This window comes from Bradyrhizobium sp. CER78 (assembly GCF_029846235.1).
In the GTDB taxonomy this organism is placed as follows: Bacteria; Pseudomonadota; Alphaproteobacteria; order Rhizobiales; family Xanthobacteraceae; genus Bradyrhizobium.
In genome coordinates, this window is record NZ_JARVWP010000015.1 from 129401 (window position 1) to 143953 (window position 14553).

The 14553-nt window shown below is 65.1% G+C and carries 14 protein-coding genes; 9 read left to right on the forward strand and 5 right to left on the reverse strand.

The features are described from left to right. Positions 1–144: 144 nt before the first annotated feature. The 3 genes from QDT69_RS27775 to QDT69_RS27785 are packed head-to-tail and all read right to left on the reverse strand — an operon-like array spanning position 145 to position 3467. Positions 145–1068 carry an acyl-CoA thioesterase domain-containing protein gene (locus tag QDT69_RS27775; protein WP_279709639.1) on the reverse strand — a complete coding sequence of 308 codons (924 nt, stop codon included), beginning with the start codon at positions 1066–1068 and terminating at the stop codon, positions 145–147. After that, a complete protein-coding gene (locus tag QDT69_RS27780) occupies positions 1068–2183 on the reverse strand; it encodes a hypothetical protein (RefSeq protein WP_279709640.1) in 1116 nt (371 codons plus the stop codon). The genes QDT69_RS27775 and QDT69_RS27780 overlap by 1 nt, the downstream gene beginning before the upstream one ends. A gap of 48 nt (positions 2184–2231) precedes the next feature. Next, positions 2232–3467: an ABC transporter substrate-binding protein gene (locus QDT69_RS27785; RefSeq protein ID WP_279709641.1), complete on the reverse strand. Its 1236-nt coding sequence runs from the start codon at positions 3465–3467 to the stop codon at positions 2232–2234. Positions 3468–3671: 204 nt separating this feature from the next. Between QDT69_RS27785 and QDT69_RS27790 the strand changes: the two genes are divergently transcribed. The 9 genes from QDT69_RS27790 to QDT69_RS27830 all read left to right on the forward strand — a co-directional run bounded on the left by QDT69_RS27790 (position 3672) and on the right by QDT69_RS27830 (position 12423). After that, positions 3672–5225 carry a long-chain fatty acid--CoA ligase gene (locus QDT69_RS27790; protein WP_279709642.1) on the forward strand — a complete coding sequence of 518 codons (1554 nt, stop codon included), beginning with the start codon at positions 3672–3674 and terminating at the stop codon, positions 5223–5225. Then, positions 5225–6295 (forward strand): phosphotransferase family protein, encoded by a 1071-nt coding sequence (locus QDT69_RS27795; protein WP_279709643.1) that lies wholly within the window; start codon positions 5225–5227, stop codon positions 6293–6295. Before QDT69_RS27790 ends, QDT69_RS27795 begins: the two co-directional genes overlap by 1 nt. After that, positions 6292–6789, forward strand: coding sequence for a hypothetical protein (locus QDT69_RS27800; RefSeq protein ID WP_279709644.1), 498 nt, complete (start codon positions 6292–6294; stop codon positions 6787–6789). The genes QDT69_RS27795 and QDT69_RS27800 overlap by 4 nt, the downstream gene beginning before the upstream one ends. Before the next feature lie 191 nt (positions 6790–6980). Next, positions 6981–8240 carry an aromatic ring-hydroxylating dioxygenase subunit alpha gene (locus QDT69_RS27805; RefSeq protein ID WP_279709645.1) on the forward strand — a complete coding sequence of 420 codons (1260 nt, stop codon included), beginning with the start codon at positions 6981–6983 and terminating at the stop codon, positions 8238–8240. Further along, entirely contained in the window at positions 8240–8737 is a 498-nt protein-coding gene (locus QDT69_RS27810) for an aromatic-ring-hydroxylating dioxygenase subunit beta (protein ID WP_050425761.1), read from the forward strand. Before QDT69_RS27805 ends, QDT69_RS27810 begins: the two co-directional genes overlap by 1 nt. A gap of 13 nt (positions 8738–8750) precedes the next feature. Further along, the gene (locus QDT69_RS27815) at positions 8751–9545 is read left to right on the forward strand and encodes an enoyl-CoA hydratase-related protein (protein WP_279709647.1); all 795 of its coding nucleotides are present in this window, start codon (positions 8751–8753) and stop codon (positions 9543–9545) included. A 1-nt stretch (position 9546) separates the two neighbouring features. Further along, a complete protein-coding gene (locus tag QDT69_RS27820; protein WP_279709648.1) occupies positions 9547–10296 on the forward strand; it encodes an SDR family oxidoreductase in 750 nt (249 codons plus the stop codon). A 1-nt stretch (position 10297) separates the two neighbouring features. Further along, entirely contained in the window at positions 10298–11233 is a 936-nt protein-coding gene (locus tag QDT69_RS27825; protein ID WP_279709649.1) for an alpha/beta hydrolase, read from the forward strand. Beyond that, the gene (locus QDT69_RS27830) at positions 11230–12423 is read left to right on the forward strand and encodes an acyl-CoA dehydrogenase family protein (RefSeq protein WP_279709650.1); all 1194 of its coding nucleotides are present in this window, start codon (positions 11230–11232) and stop codon (positions 12421–12423) included. The genes QDT69_RS27825 and QDT69_RS27830 overlap by 4 nt, the downstream gene beginning before the upstream one ends. Before the next feature lie 174 nt (positions 12424–12597). Here the strand turns inward: QDT69_RS27830 and QDT69_RS27835 are convergent, their stop codons facing one another. Together QDT69_RS27835 and QDT69_RS27840 are read right to left on the reverse strand one after the other, a co-directional pair. Further along, positions 12598–13359 (reverse strand): NAD(P)H-dependent oxidoreductase, encoded by a 762-nt coding sequence (locus QDT69_RS27835; protein WP_279709651.1) that lies wholly within the window; start codon positions 13357–13359, stop codon positions 12598–12600. A gap of 4 nt (positions 13360–13363) precedes the next feature. Continuing rightward, the gene (locus QDT69_RS27840; RefSeq protein WP_279709652.1) at positions 13364–14524 is read right to left on the reverse strand and encodes an ABC transporter substrate-binding protein; all 1161 of its coding nucleotides are present in this window, start codon (positions 14522–14524) and stop codon (positions 13364–13366) included. Positions 14525–14553 lie beyond the last annotated feature (29 nt).

Sequence of the window (14553 nt, forward strand, 5' to 3'; positions counted from 1 at the left end):
TCGTGATTCAAAACCCGCAATCTGCGCGATTGTGCGTTTTTGTCTGGCGGTGTTGCCCGGATTCAACAGACGGTGGAACCAGCGCGGCGCATCGACAGCAACCCAGCCGCGATCACGGCACGCGCTCAACTGTCGCGGCGTGGCTTACGCATCGCCGTCGGGATGCACCATCAGGGTTTCCTGGATCGATGTCGCGAGCATCGACCCATTGCGGTCATGGACGCGGGCGATCGACAACCCGCGGCCGCCATCGGCGCACGGGCTCTCGGTGTCGACATGCATCCAGGCGTCGGGCGAAAACGCACGATGAAACCAGATGCAATGGTTGAGGCTCGACAGATAGAGCGGGGCGCGCGCCTGCAGGTCGCGGAGATGGCCGCCGACGCTGGAGAAGTTGAGCCACCAATCCGAGAGATAGGCGAACACGGCAGCCTGGGCGCGGGAACCCGTGGCGAGCGGCTGCCGGGATCTGATCCAGAAACGCAGGCGCGGTTCTGCCGTCGCGGCCGAGAGCTGCCGCTCGATCTCGGGAACGCGAAAATCCATGCTGGGTTTGATCAGCGGCGAGTAGGGACCGAGCGGCCGCAGCTGCGCCATCAGCGCGTCCGGGATCATGCTCAGCTCGGGCAGGCTTTCGGGATCCTCTTGCGGAGCAAATGGCACTGCATGCTGCGGACCCGGCTGCGGCGCGCAGAATGTGGCCTGCGCGCTCAGGACCGTTTGTTCGCCCTGCTGGCCTACGACATGGCGGGAGGAGAATCGCTTGCCGTCCTGGAGGACCCGAGCGTCGAAGGTGATGCGCCGGGCAGGATCGGCGCCGCGCAGGAACAAGAGCTGCAGCATCGCCGCCGGGCGATCCTCGGGCGCACTCAGCGTCGCGGCCATCATGGCCTGGCCAAGGATCTGGCCGCCGTAAGAGCGCCCGTTGAGATTTCCGTCGCCGAAGCGGCTGCGATAGCGCAGCGGGGCGATGGTCTCGAGCGAGACCAACGCCTCCGCTGCCCTGTCATCCCATGGATCGCACGCGGTTTCGTTACCGTCCGCGATGCGGATGCCTTGCCCGTCCATCACATCGCCGGGAATTTCTGCGGTCCCGGGTAGCGCGGATAGCCGGCGGCGACGCCGTATTCACTGATGCCATATCCGGTCTCGTTGCCGCTTTCGAGCCGCACGACATGGTCCGACAGCGTGCGCGCGATGGCACGCGCTGTGGCATCGTCGAGGTTCCAGATGTCGTGTGCGGCATGGTTCTCGCCGCGGTCGTCGCCATGGGTCCAGCCCTGCAACCCGCCATACATGCCGGCCTTGAGATAGAACCGGGTCGGCAACCCCAGCATTCTGACGCGGCGCGGTTCGCCGCGATCGAAGCTGAAGGTGAAGTCGGCCGCAGCGATGGTCTGCCCGAGCGGATCGTCGGCCCACTCGATTGTGTGTTCGACCGCGGTGACCTCGCGATGCGACACCGATCCGTCGGCCTCGCGGCGGAACTCGGTGCCCGAGAGGTAATGCGGCTTGCCCGGCGTGCGCTCCTTGATGAAGATCGACAGCGCCGACGCCTCGAACTGGAACATCGACCAGGTCCAGAAGAAATTGCGATGGGTCGCAACCGGCGGCCGCGTCTCGTCGGTGCGCATCTCCGAGCGCAGACCCCAGGAGCGGTCGCGCTGTCCCCACCATTGTTCCGGCTCGATGTCGTAACGCTTGCCGTCGGCGACGATCCAGCCGCGCCAGCGGCCGAATTGCGAGACGCGCGCGAGGTCCTCCTCGACGACGCCGTTGCGCTCGCGGAAATTCTGCTTCTCCTGCGCCGCGGGAAAGCTTGCCCTGAATTCGAGCGCGAAGCTGATGCCGGACGGGTTCTCGGCAAGCGACAGCCGGTGCAGGCTGTTGCCCTCGACGACCTCGATCCTGAGCCCGCCAACCTCGGTCTCCAGCGGACGCGTCCCAAGCCGCCGCGAGGCACGGAAATTGTGCTGGCGGCGGCCGATGGTGATGCCGGCAAAGCCGTCCATCACGTTGCGGTTCGGGTAATAGCCGAGCCCGATATCGATCAGCAGCTCGCTGCCGTCGATCGGATGTGCGGTGTACCAGTAGCGCTCGGTGAACCTGATATCGCCGCCGCCTGCCTTGGCAAACGGCTGCGGCGTCTGGTGGCCGATGAGATCATCCTGGGCTGTCAGCATTGTTCTTGTCCTTGTGTTTGAGCCTCGGTCGTTCGATGCGCCGCGCGGTCAATCCTTGGCCGCCTGCTTGGCCGGTCCTGCTCCCACGATGTCGCCGAACAGCACCCAGGTCTTGCCGTCGAAACGGGCGAAGCGGCGTTCGGTGATCGCGGCGTAATCCTGCGGCGTGGTCTGGATGGTGATGCCCGGCAGCAGCATCGGCAGCTCGATGCCGCTGAGATTGGTGGCCTGCTTCAGCACGTTCTCCCGTGTGAGGTTGTCGCCGCAACGCTGCAGGATGATCGCGCCGAGCTGTGCCGTGGTGTAGCCGGTCACCGCGATCACGTCGTTCGGGTCCATGCCCGGCATATATTTGGCGACGAAGGCGAGGTAGTCGGTCATGCCCTTGTCGTTGGCCCAGGCCGGATCGTTCGGCGTCTTGTAGGAGGTCGTGGTCAGGATGCCGGTCGAAGCGTCGAGCCCCGCCGGCACCAGCACGCCGGCGATCGAATTCGCGGTCGAGCCGAGGAAGATCAGCGGCTTCCATCCGAGTTCGTGGATCTTGCGGATCGCCATCGAGGCGAACTTGTTCTGCGCGGCGATCAGGATCGTGTCGGCGCCCGAGGCTTTCAGGTTCACGATCTGCGAGTCAATCGTCGGCTCGGTCGACTGATACATCGCCTCCTTGACGATCATCGTGTCGGCCTTGGCGCCGAGCCCTTCCTTCAGGCCGAGCACAAAATCCTTGCCGATGTCGTCGGCCTGCAAGAGCACGCCGATCTTGGCATCCGGCTTCTCGCGCAGGACGTAGCGGGCGATGATCCGGGACTCGTTGACATAGGTCGGCGAGTAAGGCGTGGTCCAAGGGAATTGCTTCGGCTCGTTCCAGCGGGTGCCGCCGCTCTGCACCAGGAGTTGCGGGACGCCGTTGCTGTTGAGATATTTCTGGATCGCCGCGTTGGTCGGCGTGCCGAACGGCGCCATGATCGCGAGCACCTTGTCGTTCTCGACCAACGCGCGCGTCACCTCGACGGTCTTGGGCGGGCTATAGCCGTCGTCGCGGGTCAGGAGGTTGATGTGGCGGCCGTTGATGCCACCCTTTTCGTTCAGCATCGCAAAATAGGCGAGCATGGTCTTCGGGAAGCTCGCATAGATCGACGCCGGCCCGCTGTAGGGCGCATTGGCGCCGAGCAAGATCTCGGTGTCGCTGACCCCCGGACCATATGCCTTCTGGGCGTTCGCTGTTCCGAGCGCAGCGGTGAGCGCGCACGCCCACACTGCAAACGTGACGATTGGCTTCCGCATCTTCCCCTCCCATGACGGCCCTCTTTTGCGGGGCTCGTTGATCCCGACGGCGGCTGCCTTCCAGGCTTTACCCGCCGCGTTCGCTGTGCAATAATAGACCGTCTGTCCGGATTATCAACTGGAATCTCCGGGCGGCGTTTTCGGCTTCACGCATGACGGAAACATCCGCAGGCGTGGGCGACCGCACGAGGATGAGGAGGAAACATGAAGCTGACGCAGGCGCTCATCTCGGCGGTGCAGTTGCGCAAGGATTCACCGGGCACCATCCATGCCGGACGGTCGCGGAGCTGGAAGGAGATCGGCCGCCGTGTCGCCTGTGTCGCGGGCGGGCTGCGGCGGCTCGGCATCGAGCCCGGCGATCGCGTTGCCATCCTGGCGCACAACAGCGATCTCTATATCGAGGCGCTCTACGCGATCGCCTGGGCCGGTGCCGTCGCGGTGCCGCTCAACACGCGCTGGGCGGCCGCGGAGAATGCCTATGCGATCGACGATTCCACGCCGAAATTACTGCTGGTCGACAAGGCCTTTGCCGAGATCGGCTCGGCGCTGCGAGGCGCGAAATCGCTCACCGCGATGGTCTATCTGGACGAGGGACAGGTCCCGGACGGCATGCAGGGCTATGATGAGCTGGTTGCGCACGCGCCGGTCGAAGATGCGTCCGGCGCCTACAACGATCTCGCCGGCATCTTCTACACCGGCGGCACCACGGGCTTTCCCAAGGGCGTGATGCTGTCGCATGCCAACATCATCTACGAATCGCTGGTCTGGATCTACGCGCTCCGATTCCGCGAGGATACCCGATACCTGCACTCGGCCGGCATGTTCCATCTGGCGGGCACCTCGCCGATGATCGCGCTGACCCTGGTCGGCGGCACCCATGTCACGATCCCGAAATTCGAGCCAGAGCTTGCGATGAAGACCATCGCCGAGCACAAGGTGGATTACTGCCTGTTCGTACCGACCATGCTCAACATGATGCTCAATCATCCGTCGTTCGGCACCTATGATCTGAGCAGCGTCAGGGATTGCGAGTATGGCGCCTCTCCGATGCCCGATGCGCTGCTGGTCAAGCTGATGCGCGTGCTGCCGAGCTGGCGCTTCCATCAGGGCTACGGCATGACCGAGAGCGCGGCGCTGGCGACCATCCTGCCCTGGGAATACCACGCGCTGGAGGGACCGCTGGCGGGCAAGCGCAAATCGGCGGGACGAGCGGCACCGGGCGTCGAGATCCGCATCGTCGATCCCGCCGGCAACGAGGTGCCGCGCGGCACGGTAGGTGAGATCGCGATCCGCGGCGCCGGCGTGATGCTCGGCTATTGGCGCAAGCCGGAGGAAAGCGCGCGGGTGCTGCGCAACGGCTGGCTACACACCGGCGACGGCGCCTGGATGGACGAGGACGGTTTCGTCTATATCGTCGACCGCCTGAAGGACATGATCGTCTCCGGCGGCGAGAACGTCTATTCCGGCGAGGTGGAGAACGCGATCTTCCAGCATGAGCACGTCAAGGAATGCGCCGTCATCGCGGTGCCCGATCCGCAATGGGGCGAAGCCGTGCACGCCATCGTGGTGCCGAAGGACGGCGCGCGGCTCGATTCCGACATGGTGATCGCGCATTGCCGCACGCTGATCGCCGGCTACAAATGCCCGCGCTCGGTCGACATCCGTCTTGAACCGCTGCCGCTCACCGGCTCCGGCAAAATCATGAAGTCGGCGCTGCGCGAAGAGAAGTGGCAGGGCTATACGAGGTCGGTCAATTGATGCAGGAGGCTGCGAAACGATCCGACGATGTGCCGGGTGCGGTGCCGAACCTTGTTCGCCCGGCCGCGGTGAATGACGATGCGGTGCGGACTGCGCTGGCGCAACACATGTCGCGGATATCCGGGAGCCGGACGGAGATCACGAGCTTCGGCCGCAAATCGTCGGGCTTCTCCTGGATCACCTATGCTTTCGTGGCGCGCGCTGATGCTGACGGAGACCGCAAGCTGATCCTGCGCGTCGGTCCGCCGAACGGACTGTTTGCGCCTTACTCGGTGCTGCCGCAGGTCTACGCGCTGCAAGCGCTGGCTGGAAGTGGCGTTCCAGTTCCAGCGCTGGTCTCTTCCGCGCAGGATGGCGCCGAGATCGGCTTTCCCTTCTTTATCTGCGAGCACATCGAGGGCGACGTTCCCGCGCCCTGGGCCGCGAGCGAACTCGATCCCGACCACAAGCGCGCGATCGCCCGGCAGTTCATCGAGATTCTCGCATCGCTGCACCGGATCGACCCGAGCGCAACGCCATTCGCATCGCTGCACCAGGGCGGCGAACGTGCCGAAGTCCGCGCAATCGCCGGCTGGCGTGCCTCCCTCGCGCGTCCGACAGCGCGTTATTATCCGTTGCTCGATTGGGGCGGCCGCTGGCTGCACGACAATTGCCCGCAGCCGCCGTGCCGCACCATCGTGCATGGCGACTACCGGATCGGGAATTTCATCGAGCATAAGGGGCGGATCGCCGCCATTCTCGATTGGGAGCTGACTCATCTCGGCGATCCCCATGAGGATCTGGCCTGGGCGATGATGCCGACCTTCAACGCCAGGAGCCGGAAGCTCTATGGCGTGCTCGAGCGCGCCGAGGTGATCGATCTCTATCAGCGCATCTCCGGCATTGCGGTTTCGGACAGGAGCCTTGCCTTCTACGAGGCGTATGCGCTGTACCAGGCGGCGGCGATCCAGATGTGCGCCGTGCGCGCCTTCGAGGTCGATCGCTTCAACGACATGCGGCTTGCGGTGATGGCAAGCCAGATGCCCTCGATCGTGCGGGCCTTCGAGCGCGCATTGGAGGCCGCGGCATGAGTGCATCCTTCGAGCGGTTGATCGACGGCATCATCGATGCCCTGCAAAGCCATGTCGTGCCGAACAGCAGCGACGATTTCGTCCGCGGGCAGGTATTTTCAGCGATCTACGCCCTGAACGGCCTGAAGCTCGCCGCCGACTGGAAGGCGGGGCCGCTGCTCGAGCAGGTGCGCCTGCAGGACGAGACTTTTGCGGCAGTCAAGCGACTGGCCGACGGCATGACGCATCCGGAGATCGCCGCGACGCCTCGCATTCACGGTGACGTGTCCGACGCTGCCGCGATCGAGGCGTTGCGCGACGATGGCGACCGGCAGCTGGGACAGCTCCTGCTCTGGGCCAGCGGCGAGGGCGCGCGTGCAGCCGATCGCGATGCCGCGACCGAGATCGAGCGGCTGTTGCGGCGGGTGATCTGCGACCAGCTCAAGATCGAGCTCGCGACAACACCGAAGTCGATGCTGCAACAGATCGCGGGCGGTGACGGCGGCGCGGCGTAGGGCTGAGGCGCACTGGCGACCACCGGGAATTGCATCTTTGCGCGCCGCTCCGGGATTGGCTGGGCGTTCGGAAAGAAGCTTGCCGCCCCGTCGAGCTCGTGCTATTAATTTACCGAACGGTCGTTCGGATTATTATTTGAACGATCGGCAAAGGCACCCGCCAGCAAGCGGCCGGCGAGGGAGACGGAGCGATGAACATGATGACCGGCGTCCCGCCTTGGGAGCGGCTGATCCGGCCCGACCGGGTGCACGGATCGCTCTACACCGACCCCGAGATCTTCGAAGCTGAGCTGAAGAACATCTGGTACCGGACCTGGGTCTATGTCGGTCACGAGAGCGAGGTGCCTGATGCCAACGACTACGTCGTCAAGTCGATCGGCCCGCAATCCGTGATCATGACGCGTGACGAGCAGGGCAAGGTCAATCTGCTGCTCAACCGCTGCTCGCATCGCGGCAACCAGGTCTGCTCCTTTGAGCGCGGCAATGCGCGCTCGTTCACCTGTCCGTTCCACTCCTGGACCTTTGCCAATGACGGCCGCCTGGTCGGCTATGCCTTCCCTGACGGCTACGAGGGGCAGGACAAGGCGCAGCTCGCGCTCGGGCGGGTGACGCGCGTCGAGTCCTACCGCGGCTTCGTGTTCGGCTCGTTCGCGGCCGATGGTCCGACCTTGAAGGAGCATCTCGGTGGCGCCGCCGAGACCATCGACCGCCTGGTGCGCACCTCGCCGGAGGGCGAGGTCGAGATCACCGCGGGCTTCCTCAAGCATCGCGTCAAGGCGAATTGGAAGTTCATCCTGGAGAACGAGTGCGACGGCTATCACCCGGCCTTCGTGCACACCTCGATCTTCGGTGTCGCCGACAGCATGATCGGCAAGCTCTATGGCGGCGCGTCGACCGCGCTGACGCGCGACTACGGCAATGGCCATACCGAGATCGATTTGCGGCCCGAATTCCGCAAGCGCGATGCGCCGTTGAGCTGGTTCGGTACCAGTGAGGAGCGGCTGCCCGACTACACCGCGCGGATGAAGACGGCCTATGGCGACACCGCGGCGCGCGAGATCATGATCGACGGCACGCCGCATGTCATGATCTTCCCGAACCTGTTCATCGCCGAGATCCAGATGTTCGTGATCCAGCCGCTCGGCGTCGATGACAGCGTGCAGCACGTCACCGCGCTGCAATTCAAGGGCGCGCCCGATCTGAACCGCAGGCTGCGCCAGCAGACCATGGGCTCGGTCGGCCCGGCCGGCTTCCTGCTCGCGGACGATTCCGAAATGTACGAGCGCTGCCACCGCGGCGTGTTGGCGCGCAATCCCGAGTGGATCTTCCTCGGCCGCGGCGAGAAGCGCCAGCGGCAGGACGAACTCGGTTTCACGGTCGGCCACGTCACCGACGAGGTGCCGTCGCGCGGCATCTGGACCCATTATCGCAAGCTGATGGAGCCGGCCTGATGCTGTCGCGCGAAAGCAGCGCCACCTTGATGAGCGCCATCACCGCCTTCCTCTATCGCGAGGCGCGATTGCAGGACGAGCATCAATACGAGGCCTGGGAAAAGCTCTGGACCGACGACGGCGTCTACTGGGTGCCGGCCAACGGCGCCGACATCGACCCGGAGCGGCAGATGTCGATCATCTATGACAATCGCTCGCGGATTGCGCTGCGCGTCCGGCAGTTGATGACCGGCAAGCACTTCACCCAGACGCCGCAGTCGAACCTGCGCCGGCTGATCTCCAACATCGAATTGATGGACGAGCAGCCTGACAATGGCGACATCGCGGTCGCCAGCAACAGCCTGATTTTCGAATCGAGCCTGCGCGACGACACGCTGTGGGCGGCGCGCAACGAATATCGGCTGCGTCATGTCGATGGCGAATTGCGGATGGCCAGCAAGAAGGTCATCCTCGTCAACAACGACAAGGCGATCTACACGCTCTCGTTCCTGGTTTAGGGAAGGTCTCGCCATGATCGACAAGGGCCCCGTTCTGCTCGACATCACCGACGGCATTGCGCGGTTGCGGCTCAACCGTCCTGACGCGGCCAACGGCATGAGCGCCGAACTCTTGAGCGCGCTGTGCGACGCCATCATGGTGTGCCACGGCCATCCGGACCTGCGCGTCGTGCTGCTGAGCGGCGAGGGCACCAATTTCTGCGCGGGCGGTGATGTCCGCGCGTTTGCCTCCAAGGGCGAGAAGCTGCCGGACTATATCCGCCAGGCCACCGCCTATCTGCAGAATGCGGTGACCGGATTGCTGCGGCTGGAGGCGCCTGTTATCGCCTCGGTGCAGGGCTTCGCGGCCGGTGGCGGTGGCTTTGGCCTGGTCTGCGCCTCCGACATCGTGATCGCGGCGGAATCGGCAAAATTCCTTGCCGGCGCGACGCGGGTGGCGATGGCGCCGGATGCCGGCGTCTCGGTCACGCTGTCGCGGCTGGTCGGCCTGCGGCGGGCGATGTCGATCTTGCTCACCAATCCGGTGATCCCGGCCGCCGAAGCGTTGCAGATGGGCATCGTCACCAAAGTCGTGCCCGATGATGAACTGGCCGATGCATCGCTGGCGCTGGCGCGTGAGCTTGCCGCCGGTGCGCCGAAGGCGCTGGCGGCGACCAAGCGGCTGGTCTGGGCCGGCACCGGCACCAGCATCGAGCAATGCCTGTCGGAAGAGGCGCGCACGGTTGCCGAACTCTCGGGAATGGCCGACGCCCGCGAAGGGCTCGCCGCCGTGATCGAACGGCGCAAACCAGTATTCACGGGACGCTGAGATGGCGACCTTGCCATTCGGGCGTCTCGATGGCCGCCGCGCCTTCGTCTCCGGCGGCGCGCGTGGCATTGGTGCCGCGATTGTCCGTAGCTTTGCCGGCGCCGGCGCCAGGGTCGTGATCGCCGATCTCGATGTGGCCGCTGCCTCGGAGCTCGCGCGCGAGACGGGGGCTCACGTCGCAGGGCTCGACGTCAGCGATGCGACGGCGGTGCAAACCGTGATGGCGCAGGACGGCCCGTTCGACATCGTCGTTAACAATGCCGGCATCGATCAGCACGCCTTCTTCACCGAGACCAGCGTGGAGGATTGGGCCCGGCTGATCGCGGTCAATCTCACCTCGGTCTTGGCCTGCACCCACGCCGCGTTGCCGGCGATGCAGGCGGCGCGCTTCGGGCGCATCATCAATGTCACATCGGAGGCGGCACGGCTCGGTTCCAAGGGCGGCGCGGTCTATTCCGCGGCCAAGGGCGGCGTAATCTCCTTCACCCGGAGCATCGCGCGCGAGAATGCACGCTATGGCATCACCGCGAATGCGATCGCGCCGGGACCGATCCGCACGCCGATGCTGGAGCAGGCGGTCGCGAAAGGCGGCGACAAGATACTGCAGGCGATGACCGGCGCGACGCTGCTCGGCCGCCTCGGCGAGCCGGAGGAGGTCGCGGCGGCCGCGCTGTTCCTGGCCTCCGACCAGGCCGCCTATATCACCGGCGAGACGCTCGGCGTGTCCGGCGGCATGGGCATCGGCGGCTGAGATGGCGAGCGCCGGCGACGATATCGCAATCGATCCGATCGAACGTGCGATCGAGCGCCTGCGTGCGATCTATCGGAACTGGACCCGCGAAACGACTGTGGCGCAGATGCGCAACGATTGGGATGCCGCCTTTGCCGGCTGCTCGGTGCCGGTGACGTGCCAGCCGGTCTCCGCCGGCGGCGTCGACGGCGAGTGGCTGGTACCAGCGGACGCACCGCGCGACAAGGCGATGCTCTATTTTCACGGCGGCGGCTTTCGCATCGGCTCGGTCGCGTCGCATCGCGATCTGACCGGGCGGATCGCGGATGCATCGGGCTGCCGCGTGCTCTCGATCAACTACCGGCTCGCGCCGGAGCATCGCTTTCCCGCCGCGCTGGACGATGCGCTGACTGCCTATCAGTACCTGTGCGATCAGGGATTACGCCCGGCGGGCATTGCCTTCGCCGGCGACTCGGCCGGCGGCAATCTCGTACTCGCTGCGATGCTGGCGGCGCGCGATCGCGGCCTGCCTCTCCCGGCAGCCGGCGCGCTGATGTCGCCCTGGACTGATCTCGCCGCGGCCGGTGCCAGCTACGAGAGCAGGGCGGAGGCCGATCCGATCCATCAGCGCGCGATGATCCTGGCGCTCGCCAGGAATTATCTCGGCAGGGACGGCGATGTCAGTAATCCGCTGGCTTCGCCGCTTTATGCCGATCTCACCGGTCTGCCGCCGCTGCTCGTGCAGGTCGGAGACCGCGAAACCGTGCGCGACGATTCGACCGAGCTTGCCGCGCGCGCCAAGGCCGTCGGCGTCGACGCCGAACTCCAGGTCTGGGACGGCATGATCCACGTGTTCCAGATGTTCCCCGAGGTTCCGCAGGCGCGAGCGGCGATCGCATCCCTTGCGGCTTTCTTGCGCAACCATCTTCACATCGGCCACGAGAGGGCGCCACAATGAACGTCATGACCTCGGATCCGCGCCAGCACACCGAAGCCGAATTCCATTTCTCGGAGCCGCCCAATCTGCCCGAGGAGCTGCGCATGCTGCGTGAGCAGGTTCGTCGCTTCGTCGAAAAGGAAGTGGTGCCGCACGCCGAGGCGTGGGAGCGCGACGGCAAGATCCCGCGCGAGATCTATCGCCGGATGGGCGCATTCGGCTTTCTCGGCATGCGCCACGCGGCCGAATATGGCGGCACCGACATGGGGCCGCTGGCCTCGATGGTATTCGCCGAGGAGCTCGGCCGCTCGAGCTTCGGCGGCTTCACCTCGTCGATCCTTGTCCACACCGACATGTCGGCGGTGCACATCTCCATGCGCGGCACGCCGGATCAGAAGCGGAAGTATCTGCCGGCGATCATCCGCGGCGAGACGGTCTGTTCGATCGCGGTCACCGAGCCGGATGCAGGTTCCGACGTCGCGGGTCTGAAGACCCGAGCGCGGCGCGACGGCGATCATTGGGTCATCAACGGCGCCAAGATGTTCATCACCAACGCGGTCTATGGCGATATCCTGATCGTCGCCGCGCGCACAGATCCTCATGCCAAGGGTAGCCGCGGCATCTCGCTGTTCATCGTTGAGCGCAACACGCCCGGCATCACGGCAACCAAGCTCGACAAGCATGGCTGGCTTTGCTCGGACACCGCGGAGCTCGCCTTCCAGGACGTGCGCGTACCGGCGGAGAATTTGCTCGGCGAGGAGAACAAGGGTTTCTATGGCATCATGGAGACCTTCCAGAACGAGCGGATCTGCATCGGCGGCATCTGCGCCGGCGAATCCGCCAAGGCGATCGAGCTGACGACGAACTATGTGAAGACACGGCAGGCGTTCGGCGGCCCGCTCTGGAATCAGCAGGGCGTGCGGATGAAGCTCGCCCAGCTCGCCGCGAAGGCGGCTGCCGCGCGGGCGCTGGCCTATCAGGCCGCCGAGCTCGCCGCGGCCGGAAAGGAATGTCTGCGCGAAGTGTCGATGGTGAAGGCGCTGTCGCCGGAGGTGCTGCACGAGGTCGTGCATGGCTGCCTGCAGCTGCATGGCGGCTCAGGCTTCATGCGCGGCACGCCGATCGAACGCATGGTGCGCGACGCCCGCGTCCTGACCATCGGCGGCGGCGCCACCGAGGTGATGCTGGAAGAGGTCGCCAAGCGGATGTGAGCGGCTTACCTCGCCCCGCCTGCGGGGAGAGGTCGGATCGCATCGCAAGATGCGATCCGGGTGAGGGGGAGTCTCCACGAGCGCTTCTGTCAGCGTGTCTGCGGAAGCAGCCCCTCACCCCAACCCTCTCCCCGTAAGAACGGGGCGAGGGAGCGCACTTCCGTGGCGGCAACTTTACTTTGCGCTGTTCGAGGAGGTTGCAGATTTGCCTTGACCGACCGCCTGGGCCGCGATCCCCGGCTTCAACCGCCAGTCCTTGCCAAAATCCGCGAGCGGATGGAAGAACAGCGGCTCGGTGGTCTCGAGCCGTCGCAGCCGTTCAGCGTAGTCCTCCAGATAGCGATGCCGCGTCGACTCATCGACGAAATTCACCGAATAGGACACGAACGGCGGCAGCACCTTGCAGCCGGCATAGGCCAGCATGCCGTTCTGGATCGGCCACAGCACCACGTCAAGCGCGCCGACCAGCCCGTCGGGTGCGCACATGCCGGGATAGGCGGCGGTCGAGGTCACGACCATGGCGCGGCGGCCGGCGAGACCACCGGTGTCGTAGCGGCGGCCGCTGCCGTAGACCGCGCCGTTGACGAACACGCGATCGATCCAGCCCTTCATGATGGCGGGGACGGAGAACCACCACAGCGGGAACTGCAGGATCAGCAGGTCGCACCACAACAGCTTCTCGATCTCGGCGGTGATGTCGCCGCTGAGCGAGCTTTGCTGCAGATTGTATTTCTGCTCACGGTCATATTGCAGCCGGTCGGGAAATCGCCGTTCGCCGAAGTCTTCCGATGTCGCCACCGGGTTGAAGCGCATGGCGTAGAGATCGGAGATCCTGATCGTATGCCCGAGCGCGGTGAGCTCCGCGACCGACCGCGCCAGCAGCGCAGCGTTGAACGACTGCGTCTCTTGATGGGCAAAGACGATCAGGACTTTCATCGCTCTAGTCCACCGGCTTGAAGCTGAGCGTTTTCGCATCAGCCTGCATGATCTGCAGCTTCTGGTTGGAGAAGCGGACGCCGGGGCCGAAACTGATCGGCGCCATCACGCCGGTCTCGACGTTCTTGGTCTTCTCCAGCTCCGCGATGGTGCAGGCCCAGGTCGGCTGCTTGCCGCAGCGCTCGATCGCCGCGATCAGGACCTTCGCGGCGGCATAGCCGGTCATGGTGTAGCGGTTGATGCCCTTGAACTCGGCTTCCGACACCAAGGGCTTTGCCTTCTCCAGGAACGCCTTGCCGGCCGGGCCTGCGAACGGCTCGACATAGTCGACCGCGTAGATGCCATCGCCGGCCGGACCCATCAGCTTCAGCACCGGCTCGATGCGGCCGGGCCAGAAGATGCCGGTCACCGGCTTGATGCTGAGCTTCTCGAGCTCCTTCATCATCGCGATGTTTTCGGCGATGATGCCGCCGGCAAGGAACACCTCGGCGCCGGACTCCTTCAGCTGCAGCATGTCGGACGAGAAGTCCTGCTGGCCTTTCTTGTAGTTGCCGCTGTAGACGACGTTCAGCTTCTTGGCCTTGACCACGGAATCAAAGCCGTCGCGCACGGTGATGCCGTAATCGTCGTCCTGGGTGATCAGGCCCCATTTCTTGCCCGGGTTCCTGTCGGCGAGGAAGTTGACGAGGTGGATGATGCCCTCCTCATAGGATTGCCCGACCACGAACACGTTCTTGCGCGGCGGCTCCCAGAGGTGCTTGACCGGCGCGACGTCGATCACGGTCGGGATGCCCGACTTTTCCAGCACCGGCATCACAGCGATCGACTGGCCCGAGCCGGAGATGCCGATCATCGCGAACACCTTGTCGACGTCGATCACCTTCTTGACGCCCTGGATGGTACGAGCGGTGACATAGCCGTCGTCTTCCAGCACATATTTGATCTTGCGGCCGTTGATGCCGCCGGCGGCGTTGGCTTCCGCGATCGCGATCTTGTGGCCGATCGAGGCGGCGACGCCGAGCAGCGCCGGCGGTCCGGTCAGCGGTTCGACGTCGCCGATCAGGATTTCGCTGTCGGTGATCCCGGGATCGGCGGCACGCGCCGGGCCGGCGACAAGACAGGCGGTGGTGAGCAGGAGCGAGGCTGCCGCCAGATGTTTGATCATTGTTTCCTCCTCATGGTGTTGTGTCGTTT